Consider the following 16,650-nt stretch of genomic DNA (forward strand, 5'->3'; position numbering starts at 1 on the left):
CCGGAAGCCACTGTAGCTCAGATGGCTAGAGCGACGGTTTCGTAAACCGTAGGTCGGGGGTTCAAATCCCTCCAGTGGCTACTGACAACGGTTCATATGGAAGTGTGCCATAAAAAGAACTCAGGAACCGGAGAGACTAATGCATGTGCAGCATGTCTTGGTAACTGAACTCCGCAAAACGTTTATCATTCTGATGACCGGTTTGTCTTCAATAATACCCGGGTCAGTTCAGGATCACGCTAATCGCCGGTGGTTACCGGCTAGCCGGCCCAGTGGACAATTCGGCGAAGATAACGTCAGATATAATGATGCAGCCTTAGCCCGGCTGAGACAGGGCGAATTTCTTATCAGAAACTTCTGGCTTTCGTTCGAGCCTACCCGGCTTGGGTGGATGAAAGTCGACTCGTACAGGCCTGAGATTCCTCTGGGCGAAGTGGTGCGGGACATTGCAGTCTGGCAGGTTGTCGAATCGCTGCACACCGGATTTAGGGCCGGGAGATGGTTACATGTCTGTTCGGCTGGCAGGATTACGTCATCACAAACGGATATGACGTGAAACTTGGGCCGGAGGAGAGAGGATAACTTAAGATTAAAACCTGCGCCCGTCATGATGAAAGGCACACAATAGTTTTTTACTGTATGCTTCGATACACTCTCCATATGGAGAAGAATACTGTCTCTAACCCCCTCAAACTCAAATCGGTTCTTGTCGCCATCGACTCATCAAAGAAATCCATGAAAGCGCTTGAGTTCTCCTTCCGTCTTCTGAGCAGCAACAAGGAAGGCAAGCTTTACATACTCAACGCCGTGAACCCGGTGCTGCTGCGCGTCAGCGGTGATGCACCGCAGACTGGCATCATGGTCATCGAGAAGCAGGAAGAGGAGCTGAGGGAAGCGAAACAGCTCATAAATCATGCAGTCGCGCATGCGAAGGCGAACGGTATACTGAATGTTGAGGGAATAGTCAAGGAAGCAGATCCGGTAAGGGCAATAATACAGACAGCCGATTCGGTGAAACCGGATCTGATCGTCCTGGGAAACAGGGGGAGGGGGTTCAGGAGAGGTATTTTCTTCGGTTCCGTTTCACAGAGAGTTGCCGCCGATTCGCCTGTATCGGTGATGATCGTCAAGTGATGTCCAGTACTGCGGCACCGTTTATTCTCGATTCCCTGAGAGCGAGGAGCGCCTCATTTGCCCGGAGCATCGGATATTCCTCCAGGACGCTCCTGATTTTCAAACTACCTGCAAGTCTCATAAATTCATTCGCGTCTGCCCTCGTGTTTGCCTCTACCGTTATAACCTTCTTTTCATGGAACAGATGCTTCTCATAATCCATATCCGATACCGCATTCATATGAATCAGCGGTATCGAGAGCGTGCCGCCGGGCTTCAGGCATTCAAGTGCATCTTTCATTGCAATACCGCTCGGTGCAAAGAGCAGGGCAGAATCAAGTTTTTCCCTGAGGGCTGAAGGGGCATCGCCCGATACAAATGACCCGGAGGCACCAAGCCTCCGCGCTAGCTCCAGGTGTTCTTCGGATCTGGACACGGCGGCAACTTCATAGCCGAGCATGTATGCGACCTGGCAGATTATATGAGCCGAACTGCCAAAACCGAATATACCTATTTTCCCGCCGGGCGAGGGTCTTGCAATCTTGAATGCGCGGTAACCGATAATACCGGAACACATCAGCGGTGCAGCCTGCGCGGAGGAAATTTCATCCGGTATGCGCAATACATAGGAGGAACGGGCAAGAACAAACTCGGCGAATGCGCCGTTTACGGTATAGCCGGTAAAAATCTTTTCCGGGCACAGATTTTCCCTTCCGGAAACACAGTATTCGCATCTGCCGCATGTGCCGTGAAGCCAGGGCACTCCGACCCTTTCACCCGCTTCAACCTCAGTAACACCGCTGCCTGTGGCAACGACCCGTCCGATGCCCTCATGCCCGGGAATCAGCCGTTTGTCTGTCACGCCGAGATCGCCCTCGGCGATGTGCAGGTCTGTTCTGCAGACACCGCAGTTTTCCACCTTCACAAGCACTTCCCCTTCCGCGGGATTGCCGATTTCGACATCTTCCTGCTCCAGCCAGTAACCCGTCTTTCTGCTCGCAAGAGTCATTGCCTTCATCGTAACACAGATAAAAATTAACAGTTCTGGAACTAATAGTTTTTTATCGGATGGCTCAATCCCCAATGCATGATAGGCGTTCAGGAAGTCAACCCGGCTGTTACGGACATAAAGAAGTTCATAATCCAGTTCGGCGAGCTGGTAAGAGCTTCCGGAGAGGATCTTCCAGCGCAATGGGCAGAAGAAAAGATAGACTCGATAAAGAACAGGCAGGAATACTGCTATGCGGCCGTCGATGGGAACAGGATCCTGGGCATTGCCGTGTTCAGCCAGAAGGAGGGAAGGGGTTTCTCATTTGTGTCGTGGGAAAACGAGGAAGTTGACAGGGAAGCGCTGCTTTTGCTTGTCAGAGAATATGTCAGCCGGCTCTCCCCAAGCTCATGGCTGAGAATCAGCGGAATACATCCGAATATACCTGAAGAGACGATGACATCCGTATGCGCCGGCCTCGGATTTCAGAAGAAGAAAAGAATCGAAATGTCAAGGGGTCTGGCAGACATACCGGAGGCGACTGAGCCGGAAGGCTCGTTTGCTCTTGTCCCTATAACGGATTTCACTGAAAGCGTCCTTTCAAGACTCGACTGGGAAAGCTACAGGAACACGCCCGATGAGGGCCTCTTCGCGAACAGTGCAGAGGAAAATGAGAAGATGATGCATTCTCTTCTTACGGGGGACTACGGACCGGTGATAAAGAACGCATCCGTATGTGCAGTGAACGACGGTAACCCGATTGCGATGATTGCCGTTACCGACATGGGTGACAAGGCATTTCTTGCAGATCTGAGCGTATCGCAAAATTACAGGAGAAAGGGACTGGGACGTTTCCTGATAACCAGGGCAATGAAGGAGGCTGCTCTGCTCAGGAAGAAGGAGATGTCTCTCTGGGTGTCTGAAGAGAATCTCGGGGCATTTGCGCTCTATAAGCAGCTTGGCTTCAGTGAGTTGAGGTCCGGGACATACTACGTAAGGAAGAGCATGGCGGAAAATGCGGTCAAATAACTGTTCCGCGGAATATGTTTCCAGCCTTGTGGTATTTAAATATTACTAATTTCGTAAATTGTGCCGGATCGCCGTATTCCGATAGGTTATTTATAGGCTCAGATTATAGTGTTGGCAGCCATCGAAAAATCGCGGTTTTCAGCCGGATAAGGGAAGGGAAAAAGGCTCTAACAACAGGATGTGATTCAACTGCAGGAAAACAGCTACAATGCTGACAGCATCCAGGTTCTGGAAGGGTTGCAGGCTGTCAGAAAAAGACCCAGCATGTACATAGGAAGCACTGACCACAGAGGACTGCACCACCTCGTGTACGAAATACTGGACAACAGCATAGACGAAGCGATGGCAGGCTACTGCAGCAATGTTGAGGTGAAGATATTTCGCGACGGGTCGGTATCCGTCAGGGATGACGGACGCGGCATACCGACGGACATACATCCGAAATACGGCAGATCGGCAATGGAAATCGTCATGTCAACACTGCACGCCGGCGGCAAATTTGACAAGAAAAGTTACCAGGTTTCGGGAGGACTGCATGGCGTTGGTCTTTCAGTCGTAAATTCGCTGTCCGAATGGCTGGAAGCTTTTGTATGGCGCGACGGCAGGGAGCACTACCTTCATTTTGAACGGGGCGTAATGACTGCCCCGATGATTACAAGGGACGCGACACTGGGCCTGTACGACCAGGAGGGAAAACTGAAGACCGGAACAATGATACATTTCAAGCCCGATGCGACCATATTCACCGAAGTATCGTTCGATTATATGACAATCGAAACGCTGCTCAGGGAGCTCGCCTACCTCAACAAGGGGCTGAGGATAACATTCATCGACGAGAGGATTCCAAAAGAGAACATTTTCTACTACCAGGGCGGCATCGTCGATTTTGTAAAATATCTGAACGCGGCCAAGACCCCGCTCCACTCTGAACCTGTCTACCTCTCGGCGTCATCTGACGGCGTACAGATTGAAATTGCGATGCAGTACACCGACTCGTATAACGAAAGCGTTCATACTTTTGTAAACAATATAAACACTGCCGAGGGAGGAACGCATCTGATCGGCTTCAGGGGCGGTCTCACAAGGACGATCAACGACTATGCCAGGAAATGCAATTTTCTCAAGGAAGGAGAAGAACAGCTCACCGGGGAAGACGTCAGGGAAGGGCTGACGGCAATAGTGAGCCTGAGGGTTCCGGAGCCGCAATTCGAAGGACAGACAAAGACAAAACTGGGAAACAGCGAAATAAGGGGAATTATGGAATCCGCAGTCTACGAGAAGCTGAGTATTTTTCTTGAAGAGAATCCAAAAACAGCTTCTGCAATAATCGGGAAGGCACTGCTTGCATCACAGGCAAGAGAGGCCGCAAGGAAGGCAAGGGAGCTCACAAGACGGAAAGGACTGCTTGAGGGCGGAAATCTGCCTGGAAAGCTCGCTGACTGCAGTGAACGCGACCCTGCAAAATGCGAAATATTTGTTGTCGAGGGAGATTCTGCAGGCGGCAGCGCAAAGCAGGGAAGGGACAGGAGCGTTCAGGCAATCCTGCCGCTCCGCGGAAAGATACTGAATGTCGAAAAGTCACGACTCGACAAGATACTTAAAAATCAGGCAATACGGACATTGATAACTGCCATCGGGGCAGGAATAGGAGACGAATTCGACATAGGCAGGACGCGTTACCACAAGATCATACTGATGACGGATGCTGATGTCGACGGTGCGCATATAAGGACGCTGCTGCTCACTTTCCTCTACAGGCACATGACTCCGCTCATAGAGGCGGGCTTTGTCTATATCGCGCAGCCGCCGCTCTACAGGCTAAAGAAGGGGAACAGCGAACTCTACGTCTACTCCGACAGGGAACTTGAACAGAAACTCAAGGAGATGGCAAATGCCACTGTCCAGAGATACAAGGGGCTCGGCGAAATGAATCCCGAACAGCTGTGGCTTACAACAATGAATCCTGAAACAAGGGTCCTTAAGCAGGTGACTGTGGAGGATGCGGTGGAGGCGGAAATGCTCTTCACAACGCTGATGGGCGACGCCGTTGAGCCCAGGAGACTGTTCATCGAGAATCATGCGGCAGAGGTTGAAAACCTGGACGTGTAGGTGTTTTAGATGACAGACGGAAGCATTTCACCGGAGCCTGCACCGAACAGGATAATCAACAGGCCGATTGAAATCGAGATGCGGAAGGCTTACATCGATTATGCGATGAGCGTCATTGTGGGAAGGGCACTGCCCGATGTACGGGACGGACTGAAGCCCGTTCACAGGAAAATACTGTTTGGAATGAATGAGCTTGGCGCCAATGCGGGAAGGGCACACAAGAAAAGCGCGAGGATTGTCGGAGAGGTGCTCGGCAAGTATCATCCTCACAGTGACATCGCAATCTACGATGCGCTGGTCAGGATGGCACAGACCTTTTCAATGCGGTACCCTCTCATAGACGGCCAGGGAAACTTCGGCAGCATTGACGGTGATACGGCAGCCGCAATGAGATACACTGAGTGCAGGCTTTCGCGAATTGCGGAAGAAATGCTGCAGGACATAGAGAAGGAAACAGTCAGAATGGTTGACAATTTCGATGCAACGCTCAGGGAGCCGGAGATCCTGCCCTCAAAGTTCCCGAACCTGCTCGTGAACGGGACAAGCGGAATTGCGGTCGGCATGGCGACCAACATGCCTCCGCACAACCTCGGAGAGGTAGTTGACGGAATGAAGCACCTCATAGATAATCCAGAGGCTGATCTTTCGCAGCTGATGCAATTCATCAAGGGACCCGACTTTCCGACCGGTGGCACAGTATACGGTCTCAGCGGACTTGTCGATGCCTACACTTCCGGCAGAGGCAGGATAACAGTCAGGGCAAAGACACATATCGAGGAGGAGGAAGGCAGAAAGAAGATCATCGTGGACGAAATACCGTACCAGGTGAACAAGAGTGCAATGCTCGAGGACATTGCGCGCCTTGTCAAGGAGAAACGTGTCGAGGGCATCTCCGATCTCAGGGACGAATCGGACAGAAGCGGGATGAGAATTGTAATCGAACTGAAGAGGGATGCGATAGAGGACGTTGTTCTGAATCAGCTTTTCACGCACAGCCAGATGGAAGTCACCTTTGGCATAATCAACATCGCACTTGTCAACAATGAGCCCAAGGTGCTTTCGCTAAGGGAGCTCATGCGCAACTTCATCGATTTCCGCAGGGAAATAGTGAGGAAGAGAACGGAATTCGAGCTGAAGCAGGCAAGGGCGAGGATGCACATTGTTGAAGGGCTGATGGTTGCGATAGAGAACATCGACAGGATGATAGACATCATCAGAAAATCAACTTCAGGCGAAGAGGCAAGACTCAGGCTGATGGATGTTTCAGACTGGTCCACAGTCCCGCTGATAAACCGGCCTGAGCAGACTCGGGGATTCAGCCTTTCGGAGGAACAGGCAAAGGCAATACTGGACATGAGACTGCAGAAGCTCACTGGTCTTGAGATGGACGGGGTGCGGACGGAGTACAGCGGTCTGATCGCAAGGATAGAGGATTACACCAGAACGCTGGGCGATGAAACAAGGATACTCACAATCATAAAAACAGAACTGGACGAAATCAAGGAGAAGTACGGTGACAAACGCCTCACTGAAATAAATTCCGAGGGACTTGAGATGACCATAGAGGACCTCATTCCCGACGAGGAGGTTGTTGTCACAGTGACCAGCAGGGGTTACGTGAAACGCGTCCCTCTGGCAACATACGAACAGCAGCACAGAGGGGGCAAGGGTCTTGCCGGCGTGGATACACATGAAGAGGACTACGTTGTGGACATGTTCGTGGCATCAACGCACAATTACATACTGTTCATAACAAACAGGGGCAGGGCCTACTGGCTTAAAACATATGCCATACCCGCAGGATCGCGCCACAGCCCGGGCAGACCGATCGTGAATCTTCTTCCACGCCTCGAGGAAGGCGAGAAGGTTATTGACAACATACCGCTCAAATCGTTCGACGAGGGGCACTATCTGCTGTTCGCCACAAAGAGAGGGAAGGTCAAGAAGACATCACTGATGGCATATTCGCACGTGAGGGCCATGGGAATAATTGCGGTTGGCCTTGAGGAAGGAGACGAAGTTATCGGCACCGTTCTCACGGACGCCAGCCAGGACGTTGTGCTCGCCACAAGGAACGGTTACGTCATCAGGTTCGGAGAGAGAGACGTAAGACCGATGGGAAGACAGGCGGCAGGGGTCAGGGGCATAAGGCTGCGCGAAGGGGACGAGGTGGTGAGCATGGAATGCTCTTCCAGCGAAGGGAATGTGCTTCTCACGGTAACCGAAAACGGATACGGCAAACCGTCGTGGGTGGGCGAATACAGAAAGATGAGACGCGGCGGAAAGGGCGTAATAACAATAAAGACCACCGAGAGAAACGGGAAGGTCGTCGCTGTCAGGGCATTCAATTCCGGTGACGAAGTACTGCTCACATCGGAAAGCGGGATGGTCATACGTGTACCCATAGACGACATAAGGGTCATGGGGAGAAATACGCAGGGGGTGAGCATCATGAAACTCGAAAGCGGCGACAGGGTCACGGCGATGACGCGGCTCGTCGGCTCGGAGATGGAGGAGAGGGTGATGAAGGAAGGGGAGCAGGAGGAGATGATGAAGAAAACGCTTTCCCGGGAGCCTCCGGCAGACACAAAGCCGCTGCCGGACAGCAAACTCATTGAGCCGAAGGAAAAGGAAACGGATGAGTGATTTTAACAAATTAGTGCAGATGCAACTCGTCTGGTAATCTTTATATTGAATGCGCCTGAATTGTTGAAACGGTGCATATTGATTGCTCAGGGATACTGTTTCAGGTCTGGAAAAAATAATCAGGAATGACGTTGAGGCGCCGAAGGTTGTCCTTGTAATCGGGCCGCCCGGCTCGATGAAGACATCCTTCTGCTTTTCAGTAATGTCGAAACATCTTTCCGGAAGCGGCGAAATAGGGCTCTACCTCACGCTTGAGGAGACCACGGAAAGCCATACAAAGAACATGAAGAGTCTGGGAATAGACTTCGGCCGCAACCTGTTCGTTTCCGACTTCACGGATATCAGGGAACTGGAGCTCGTCGGCGACGATGCGGAAATGGACTACATATCACTGATTGAAAGGCTGGTAAAAAACTTCAAGCAGAAGCATGGAAAGGCATTCACGATGCTTACCATTGACTCGCTCGGAGCACTGTACTCACTGATGGAGGACGGCGTTTCCCTCAGGAAGAGCATGTATCACTTTTTCAAGAATCTGAGGGAAATGGGGCTGTTCACGATGCTTATCATGGAAGGGAGCATCGCAGAAGGCAGATTCTATGCGGGAACCGAAGCGTTCCTGAGTGACGGTGTTGTCTATCTGGGCATGGACAGCAACCGGGGCAAGATCACCAGATTCGTCCAGATTGGTAAAATGAGGGCATGCGACCACAGCATGGAGAGGCACGCGCTGGAAATCGGAAGAGGTGGTCTGCAGGTACTCGGACCGCTTCTCGGCAATATGTAGGCTGATGACGCGAAAGTGACGGCATACCGTGACTGAAAAACAGAGACGAAGAGAGTTGTTTGCTTAAACGATAAGCGGATGAAAAGTGCTTAATATAGTCAGTTCGTGTTATGAAACAGAATGAATAAACATATGTGCTTTCGGATCGTTGACTGGACATCCGGCCTGATGCACGCTTGTTTGTTTCCGGAGGAGTGGTAATGGGTTCAAGTGAAACACCTATATGGCAGGTAATCGAAGAAACTGCGACCAAGCTTAAGAAGCAGCACGAAGAGATGAACACCAGGCAGGAGAGTCTGGACAGAAAGGAACAGGAATTGAATTCCAAGCAGGGACTGCTTGATGAGAAGGAAAGAGGTCTCAATGCAAAGGAAAGCAGCCTCAACGAACTGCAGTCCGTGCTGACGGGCAGGGAGAGCAAAATAGCCCAGAAGGAAAATGACATTCATGCAGCAGAGTCGGCTCTGAACACGAAAATAGCGGAAGTGCAGAGCAAGGAAATTGAGCTCAACGGTAAAGAGAAGCTTATGGCATTCAGAGAGCAGAATCTGGAGGCAAAGGCCTCCGAACTGAATACGCTTGAAAAGGATGTAAAGGAGAAGCAGTCTGCATTGAAGGGCAAGGAAGACGAACTGCTGAAGCAGGAGCAGGAACTCAAGCAGATAATCGAGCAGGTGGTTGCGAGGAGACAGTCCATTGTCATGCTTGAGGAGACGCTGAGAAAGGAGCTTCAGAATATGAGACCGGCGGATGCGACACTGCCGAAGGAGCAGGAAGCGCATGTGCGCCAGCAGCAGCCGCAGGCAAGACCTGAACCGGTTCATGCTGCACCGGATACGAAGAAACTTGCCGAAGACGAAATGTACTGCAGCAACTGCAATGCCATCATAAGCAGGGATGCGGTCATCTGCTACTCATGCGGCGCAAAGGTGAACGAGACGGCACAATCCCAGAGTGATCTCGCCGAAGACGAAATGTACTGCAGCAACTGCAATGCCATCATAAGCAGGGATGCGGTCATCTGCTACTCATGCGGACAGCGAGTTACACCACAGGGGGAAAACGCCAATCACGGGACCCAGAACAGTGCAGGTGATGATTCCAGGAAGATCATAAAAAAGAAGATCGCCTGAATGCACTGAATGCATTGCCGAAACAAACCCTTTTAATATCCCCTTTTCCGGTATTTTTAAAAACAGCTGCGTCAAACCAGCACCTGTTTTGGACGCATTTTCGCTCTTTTTTCAGGCAGCGGCAGTTGGGGATTGCTTTGATAATTACAGAAAAGCATTTTTATATCGCACGATAACTCAAATTTTTTAAACTGTTAATCGCGCTTGAAGCGGGTAAAATTATGCAGAGATCCAGAGCAGAACTGATCAGACTTGCGTGCATGTCTGTTGTTGCGCTGTTTGTAATGTCCGCAATGTTCGGAGGAATAGGGAATACCCCTGGAGCGAATGCTGCAAGGCCGGATGCCCTTATATCCTCGCAGCAGGGAGGCAATGTGACCGTCGGAACGGGATACAGCCTCACCAGCTGGAATTTGAGCGGAGGCACCCAGGTAATGCAGGGCAACCTCACGATCAGGGAAGGGGGCGTTGTCAGGCTGTCCAACGAAACAATGATGTTCGACGAGTTTGCATCTAGCGGAACCTACCCGGGAGCATCGATATTCCACATCACTGTAGAGGACGGAGGCAGGCTCATAATGAGCCATTCGACAGTGACGACCAATCTGCAGCTACTCAACGACATACCGGTGCTGGGCGTATTTGAGAGCAACGGAGCATCAATTCTGATGCAGGACAATTCATCCTTTGTTTTCCCCGGGCAGTTTGTCGTATACAGCTCAAACTTCACTATGATTGACTCATCGATAAGCGGTTTCAGTGCATCCCAGTTCAACCCCAACTACATCAACGAGAGTGTTTTCCCGCCCAATGTGTTTGCAAATCCTCCGGTGTCTTCGTTCTATTCCGCGAACGTACTGCTTCAAAATTCAAAGATTTACATGTATTCACTGCACGGGCCATACAATCAGACTACGGTGTTCGTCGAACACTATCCCTTTGCATCTGACAGCGCACAGAAGAACAGCGTGTCTTACAGCCTTGAGGCCTTACCCACTTCGGTATTCAGGCAGGCACCCCTTGCCGATACAACAACCAACCAGAACATATTCAATCTCACGGCATTTGACCAGTCAAACTATGTGGTTCAGGCCGGACATCAGCTTTCGGTGACTAACTTCACGACCGGGGGCCTGAACGAGCCGCTGGGCGCGGTAACGCTTAATGTGGAATACGAAACGAGCGGAGCAACATCAGGGACACCGGCTACAGTCTACTGGGCATACGGAAACACCACGGATCCTGTGCAGCAGGCTTCACTCATCAATACTGCGACCTACTATGCTCCGAATGCCAACAACTATTACACCTCCTCCATAACCCTCCCTGGAGGGCTTACAGAAAATGATCTCAGCAGGATAATTGTCTGGATATACGTTTCATCTGGAACACTGCTTGTCAACAAGCTCTGGTTCCTGATGACTATTAACCAGCCGGCTTACAAGAATATGACAATAGGCGGTGCTTCAAGTTTCACAGCAATTGACAGCTTCATCGACGCGAATTTCATAGACAGCGGAGCATTGCATGATGCTATTTCCGTTGCAGACACTGCTCATGCCTATCTCTATGGCGTCACGGTAAATCAGTCAGTCACCTCCGGATACACCGGCCCGTTCGTGCCGGCCATAGTGGGACAGATTGCGTCGATGACAGCGAAGGCGGCGACTTTTGGACCTTCAAACACAGCAAGTCCGACGGAATTGAATCTGCTTGACTCCAACACATCCACCTACTACAACATAACCGCTGGAAGCGCTATGCAGACCTATGGAATGAATGTTTCAGGAGGCGTTTCGCTCAACACACAACTCAAGTCTGCGACACTATATTTGTATACAAACACGGTAACAGCGCAAGAAGTATTGATAGGCCAAATAGGAGAACCTATTTCTAATTACGTTTCGACAGGCATTACTATAGGAAGCAACGGAATTGGTCAATATTCTGCGAATCTGAATTCCTTGGGCATAACCAATCTAAATGAACTGAAAAACTTGGTTGTCTATATCGACAATAGCGGCGGTGTAACAATAAGCATAAAGGATCTCAGGGTGCAGGCCCAGATTCTGCCCCAGGCATACATTTACAGATTTGCGGATGTCACCGTCCACAATGGACAGGGACTCCCTGTAAACAACAGCAGACTGAGTTTCAAATACAGCAGCAGCACCCCAACAAACGTTTCTGCGGGAACATCCGCAGGATATTATGTGGCACCTCTCAACAACTATCAGATGACGCCGCCTTCATCCGTCCTCTCATATCTTGGAAAAACATCTTCAAACTACAACGTGACCAACTACTTCGGAAATGCTGTAGTGCCGCTGCTTACAGATCTGATAGATTATTCCACATACCCGGACTCGATGTTTGTCGGAAACTATACAATGACTGTCATTTACAATGGAGCTGATTTCGGTTTCTCAATGGCCTTTGAGCCGTTCCCGAATATTACGGCAGCTTCACAGCTTGTCTACTTTAATGTGTCCATTCCTGTCACTGTACCGCTCCCGCTCGTTCTGGTGGGAAAGCCATATGTCACACCGTCATTTGTTTACCAGAACCAGACCGGACAGATTACTTTCAATATCACCGATGACGCTCAGACCGGAATTAATTCCATTACGATAAATGTATCAGACGGAGCGAACGGACAACTCGTTTCGAGCGAAAATGTAGTTACATCATTAAGTCCGTTAGAGACCAAAACAATCACTCTTCCATGGACTTTTTCCGCTGCCGGCAACAATTCAATAAGCGTGAATGCCAACCCGAACAAGACTGTTCCCGAGTCCAGCTATTCCGGAGACTTCAACTCGACACTCTTCTATGTTGAACCCAATTTACCCGAGCTTGTAGTATCATCTTCGGGAATAACGTTCAACCCGAGCCCGGCTTTCAGCGGAAAGGCTGTCGTGATAACTGCCACCATACAGAATACGCTTGGAAGAGCGGGAGTCAAAAATCTGACTGTCGGTTTCTATTACGGTAACCCGCTCAGCGGCGGAACACTGATCGGCACCGGTATCACCAGCGTGTCAGCAGGCGGAACCAACACCACATCAATAAGCTGGATACCGACAACAATAGGCTCAGTGCCAATCTATGTTTACATAGATCCGTCGCAGACAATCGTGCAATACAGCCACGCGGGAAACCTGAATTACAGCGTGTTGCTGATTTACCTCTCTGTCGGGCAGCAGGATCTTGTTATAAATGATTCAAATTCAGGACCGTCACAACCCTTCCAGATCATATCATCAATAAACATGTCATCGAACATAGTGGTGACACAGAGCGGGTACCTGATGGTCTCAAACGGCGGCATCAACTTCATTGAGTCGTACAGCGGAGAATATGCATTCCTTGTGAATCAGACCGGAAGGACCGTAATTGAAAATTCACTGATAACCTCAAACTACCTTGTAAACCTGTACGTCTTCGGCAGTGCACAACTGGTCCTCATCAACTCGGTTCTGGGTCCCAATATCAACGTTGTAACCGGCGGAAGTGCTGCAGTGTGGATTAACAACAGTGCGGTGCAGGGCAGCCTTGTTACAGCAGCTTTCTCGGGTGCTGTCATCAACTCATTCAACAGCGTATTCTCGAATCCCATATCACTCGGTTACAGCGAAGTTGCAAATCTTTACAATATCTCGGCACCCTCGGTCAGCGCACAGTCCGGTGCAGCCGCGTACATATACAGATGGCTGACGGTTGATGTATACGGGCAGTCAGGAACAACAATAGGAGGAGCGCTTGTATCTGTTTACACATTTGCAAACCTCACCGAACCGCACGGTACGCTGTTCTCGCAGGGCTACAGCAACTCAACGGGTGCGGTCGTGTTTGCCGGCCTGTCTGACATAATCAACTCGCACGGAGACACATACAGGGGAGACTATGTTGTAAACACAAGCTATGTGAATGCAGGCACCTGGTATGCTCCAAACGAGACAATATCACTCGCTCACTACTCAATACCGTTGATCCAGCAGAATTCAATGCTGAGAACAGTTCTTTTCATAAAACTGCCTGATCTTGAAATAAGCTCACAGAACATATTCGTAACGCCGTCGCTCGTGGTTGAAGAGAGCACGGTGAACATAACTGCACTGGTTTACAACATCGGATACGCTGCAGTTACACAGAATTTCACCGTAGAGTTCGGCATATCAGGCAACAACTACAACACAGTCATAGATCAGACGGCAGTAGCGTCCGTCTCGCAGCCCCTGAGCGTCAGCAGCTCCATTCCGCTGCCGGTGATTGCAGAATGGGCCGTACCTCAACTGTCTGGAAATGTTACCGTGACAGTCAATGTAAATCCTGCCAACGCAACGGGAGTCAGGGCAGTTTCCGAAATAAGCTATACGAACAATATCGCGCAGACAGCTGTTGATGTCTATTCTCTCCCGTACCTGTCTCCGACAAGCATGACCGCATCGGGACCACTGCAGGAGGAGACGAACGTCACATTCAATGTCACCGTCCGCAACACAGGGCAGCTGCCGGCAGATAACGTCCCTCTGACAATACTCGAGGGACCATCCGTCGGAAACATAACCACGGCTGTTGCCAACACGACAATCCCTGTGATAGCCGCAGACTCTTCGCTGAATGTGGCGGTTGTCTGGACGGCTCCGGCACTTCCGAGCGGTGTTAAGCAGGAGACAATGCTCTTCCTTGCTGTGGTGAATCCGAATGAAACGATAAAGGAGACAAGTTATACCCAGGACATACTGTCCGCACCGCTTTCCATAAACATCACGATAGCAAAGGTGAATGCCGCGGTGTTGATTTCGAGCAGCTCGGTAAAAGCCGGAACATACATCGTTCTGACAGTAACCGTCACTTCCCAGGTGACACACAAGCCGATGAAGTCATTCCCTGTGAACATTGAGCTCTACAATATCAGGGGCCAGCCGCAGTCATCCACGACATTCAGCGGGACGACGAACTCCAACGGCGTCATGATTGCAAGAATATTCCTGCCCGCATCCCAGACACAGGGGGCATACCACTTCGAAGTGTTTTCCGGCGGCCAGTTCGTGAGCTCTTCACAGTCGTTTAATGTCATCTCACCGCAGACTTCGACAGGCATACCGCTGCTTTACTGGCTGCTTATCGGCATTGTCATAATAGCCGGATTTGTAGGCGTATCGCTATATCTCTACAGATACGGTCTGGCAAGGGTTGTAGAATGCGGCAATTGCGGCGCTTTCATACCCGAGACCTCAAAGAAGTGCTCCTACTGTGGTGTGGAATTCGAGACAGGCACCGCGAAATGCAGCAACTGCAATTCCTGGATACCTGCCAATTCGAAGGACTGCCCGATATGCGGCGTCAGATTCGTGGACGAGGGAGTGGCTGACAAAGAGGACGACACGAACGCCGAAATGAGAAAGGGATACATGGAATTCACCGACAAGTTCAAGGCGCAGGCAAGGGCAGAAATGGGAGGCAAATATTCGGACAAGGCATTCCTTTCCTGGTGGAAGAAACAGCCCACTTACCTTTCGTTCGAGGACTGGCTGGCAAGGCAGCAGGAAATGAAGAAGGCAAAAATGATCCAGTGTCCTTCCTGCGGCGAAATGAATCCGGAGAATTCCATCGAATGCATGAAGTGCGGAACTGTGCTCAAACCTGCAAAGGGCGAGACACCGAAGGAAAAGCCGCCCGAGACACCGCCGCCGCAGAACATCGAGGGAAAGGCGCCGCCACAGGAGCCCAGGAGAATAGTCGTTCCGAAGCGGATAATAAGGAAGATAGAGGACAGGCCACAGGATAAGCCACAACAGCAGGAAAGCCAGCAAACCGACGGTTCCGCAGGCGGGGATCAGCAGAGCAGCAGCGGCGGCAGCCAGTAAAACGGCGCAAAATGAAATCTTTTCAGGGAGCGCTCAATAAGCGCTCCATCCGCCGTCTATGCTCACTGCAGAGCCGGTGATGAATGCGGCATCGCCTGAGGAGAGGTATATTATCAGTTTCGCCACTTCCTCTGCCTTCCCGAATCTTCCGAGAGGATGCAGTGCCTTGTCCTTTTCCACGGCCATATTTTTGTCGTCCACCCTGTTCAGTGCCTCCCACATCATTGGCGTCTCGACGTCCCCGGGACAGACTGCATTTACCCGTATGCCGTCACTGGCATAATCAAGGGCCATTGCCTTTGTAAGCTGTATGACACCGCCTTTTGAGGCGCAGTAGGCAGCCTCGTTTTTCACACCGACAAGACCGCTGACCGAGGCCACGTTGACTATGCAGCCGCTGCTCTTCCTGAGAAGAGGAATGGACTGCTTGCTTACAACATAAACTCCCTTGAGGTTGGTATTCATAATCCAGTCCCATTCCTCCTCGCTGGTCTCATCGATCTTCTTTGCGATGTAGACGCCCGCATTGTTGACAAGTATGTCGAGGCCGCCGTGCTTCCGTTCAGAAAACGAAACAAGTCTTTCGGCATCGCTCTGGCTGCTCACATTGCCCTTGAAAAATTCGACACTGCCTTTTCCCCTGATCTGTGCCAGAGCCCTGTTCCCCTTTTCCCTGTTTTTGCCAGTGATTACGACGTTTGCACCCCTTGCCGCAAAGAGACTGGCGGTTGCCAGACCAATGCCTGATGTTCCTCCTGTTACGATTACCGACTTGCCGTTGAACTCATCTCTCGAGGGCATGATTGATAGTAATTCAGAGGAGGTAAATAAGCTGTCTGAATGTTTGCGACCGGGAAAGACTGTTTTGATGGATGACGTGCGGGGCACAGAAATACAGAATAAAACATGATAACCAGAGCATCACAATTATATAACCAACTGAAGGCTTTTTAACCCCGGAACAGTGCAGTT

Annotated in this window: 10 protein-coding genes and 1 tRNA gene; 9 read left to right on the forward strand and 2 right to left on the reverse strand. The window is 50.7% G+C overall.

What is annotated here, in order from left to right; translation table 11 throughout:
* The first annotated feature begins 6 nt into the window (after positions 1-6).
* From KIS29_03160 to KIS29_03170, 3 genes are all read left to right on the forward strand, one after another.
* Positions 7-80, forward strand: a tRNA-Thr gene (locus tag KIS29_03160).
* Positions 81-157: 77 nt separating this feature from the next.
* Entirely contained in the window at positions 158-556 is a 399-nt protein-coding gene (locus tag KIS29_03165; GenBank protein MBX8639320.1) for a hypothetical protein, read from the forward strand.
* Positions 557-660: 104 nt separating this feature from the next.
* Entirely contained in the window at positions 661-1,134 is a 474-nt protein-coding gene (locus KIS29_03170) for a universal stress protein (GenBank protein MBX8639321.1), read from the forward strand.
* Here the strand turns inward: KIS29_03170 and KIS29_03175 are convergent.
* Entirely contained in the window at positions 1,127-2,122 is a 996-nt protein-coding gene (locus KIS29_03175) for a zinc-binding alcohol dehydrogenase family protein (GenBank protein MBX8639322.1), read from the reverse strand. The two genes, KIS29_03170 and KIS29_03175, sit on opposite strands and share 8 nt — an antisense overlap.
* A 78-nt stretch (positions 2,123-2,200) precedes the next feature.
* Between KIS29_03175 and KIS29_03180 the strand changes: the two genes are divergently transcribed.
* From KIS29_03180 to KIS29_03205, 6 genes are all read left to right on the forward strand, one after another.
* A complete protein-coding gene (locus KIS29_03180) occupies positions 2,201-3,130 on the forward strand; it encodes a GNAT family N-acetyltransferase (GenBank protein ID MBX8639323.1) in 930 nt (309 codons plus the stop codon).
* 183 nt (positions 3,131-3,313) lie between these two features.
* Positions 3,314-5,239, forward strand: a complete 1,926-nt coding sequence (gene gyrB, locus KIS29_03185) for a DNA topoisomerase (ATP-hydrolyzing) subunit B (protein ID MBX8639324.1) — start codon at positions 3,314-3,316, stop codon at positions 5,237-5,239.
* Between the two features lie 9 nt (positions 5,240-5,248).
* Positions 5,249-7,885 (forward strand): DNA gyrase subunit A, encoded by a 2,637-nt coding sequence (gene gyrA, locus KIS29_03190; protein ID MBX8639325.1) that lies wholly within the window; start codon positions 5,249-5,251, stop codon positions 7,883-7,885.
* A gap of 82 nt (positions 7,886-7,967) precedes the next feature.
* On the forward strand, positions 7,968-8,672 hold the full coding sequence (locus KIS29_03195) for an RAD55 family ATPase (protein MBX8639326.1): 705 nt from the start codon (positions 7,968-7,970) through the stop codon (positions 8,670-8,672).
* 200 nt (positions 8,673-8,872) lie between these two features.
* Entirely contained in the window at positions 8,873-9,805 is a 933-nt protein-coding gene (locus KIS29_03200; GenBank protein MBX8639327.1) for a zinc ribbon domain-containing protein, read from the forward strand.
* A gap of 221 nt (positions 9,806-10,026) precedes the next feature.
* Positions 10,027-15,678, forward strand: coding sequence for a hypothetical protein (locus KIS29_03205; protein MBX8639328.1), 5,652 nt, complete (start codon positions 10,027-10,029; stop codon positions 15,676-15,678).
* 33 nt (positions 15,679-15,711) lie between these two features.
* Here KIS29_03205 and KIS29_03210 read toward each other — a convergent pair whose 3' ends face one another.
* Positions 15,712-16,479 carry an SDR family oxidoreductase gene (locus KIS29_03210; GenBank protein MBX8639329.1) on the reverse strand — a complete coding sequence of 256 codons (768 nt, stop codon included), beginning with the start codon at positions 16,477-16,479 and terminating at the stop codon, positions 15,712-15,714.
* Between the last annotated feature and the right edge of the window lie 171 nt (positions 16,480-16,650).

Source organism: Candidatus Sysuiplasma jiujiangense, from assembly GCA_019721075.1.
In the GTDB taxonomy this organism is placed as follows: Archaea; Thermoplasmatota; Thermoplasmata; order Sysuiplasmatales; family Sysuiplasmataceae; genus Sysuiplasma; species Sysuiplasma jiujiangense.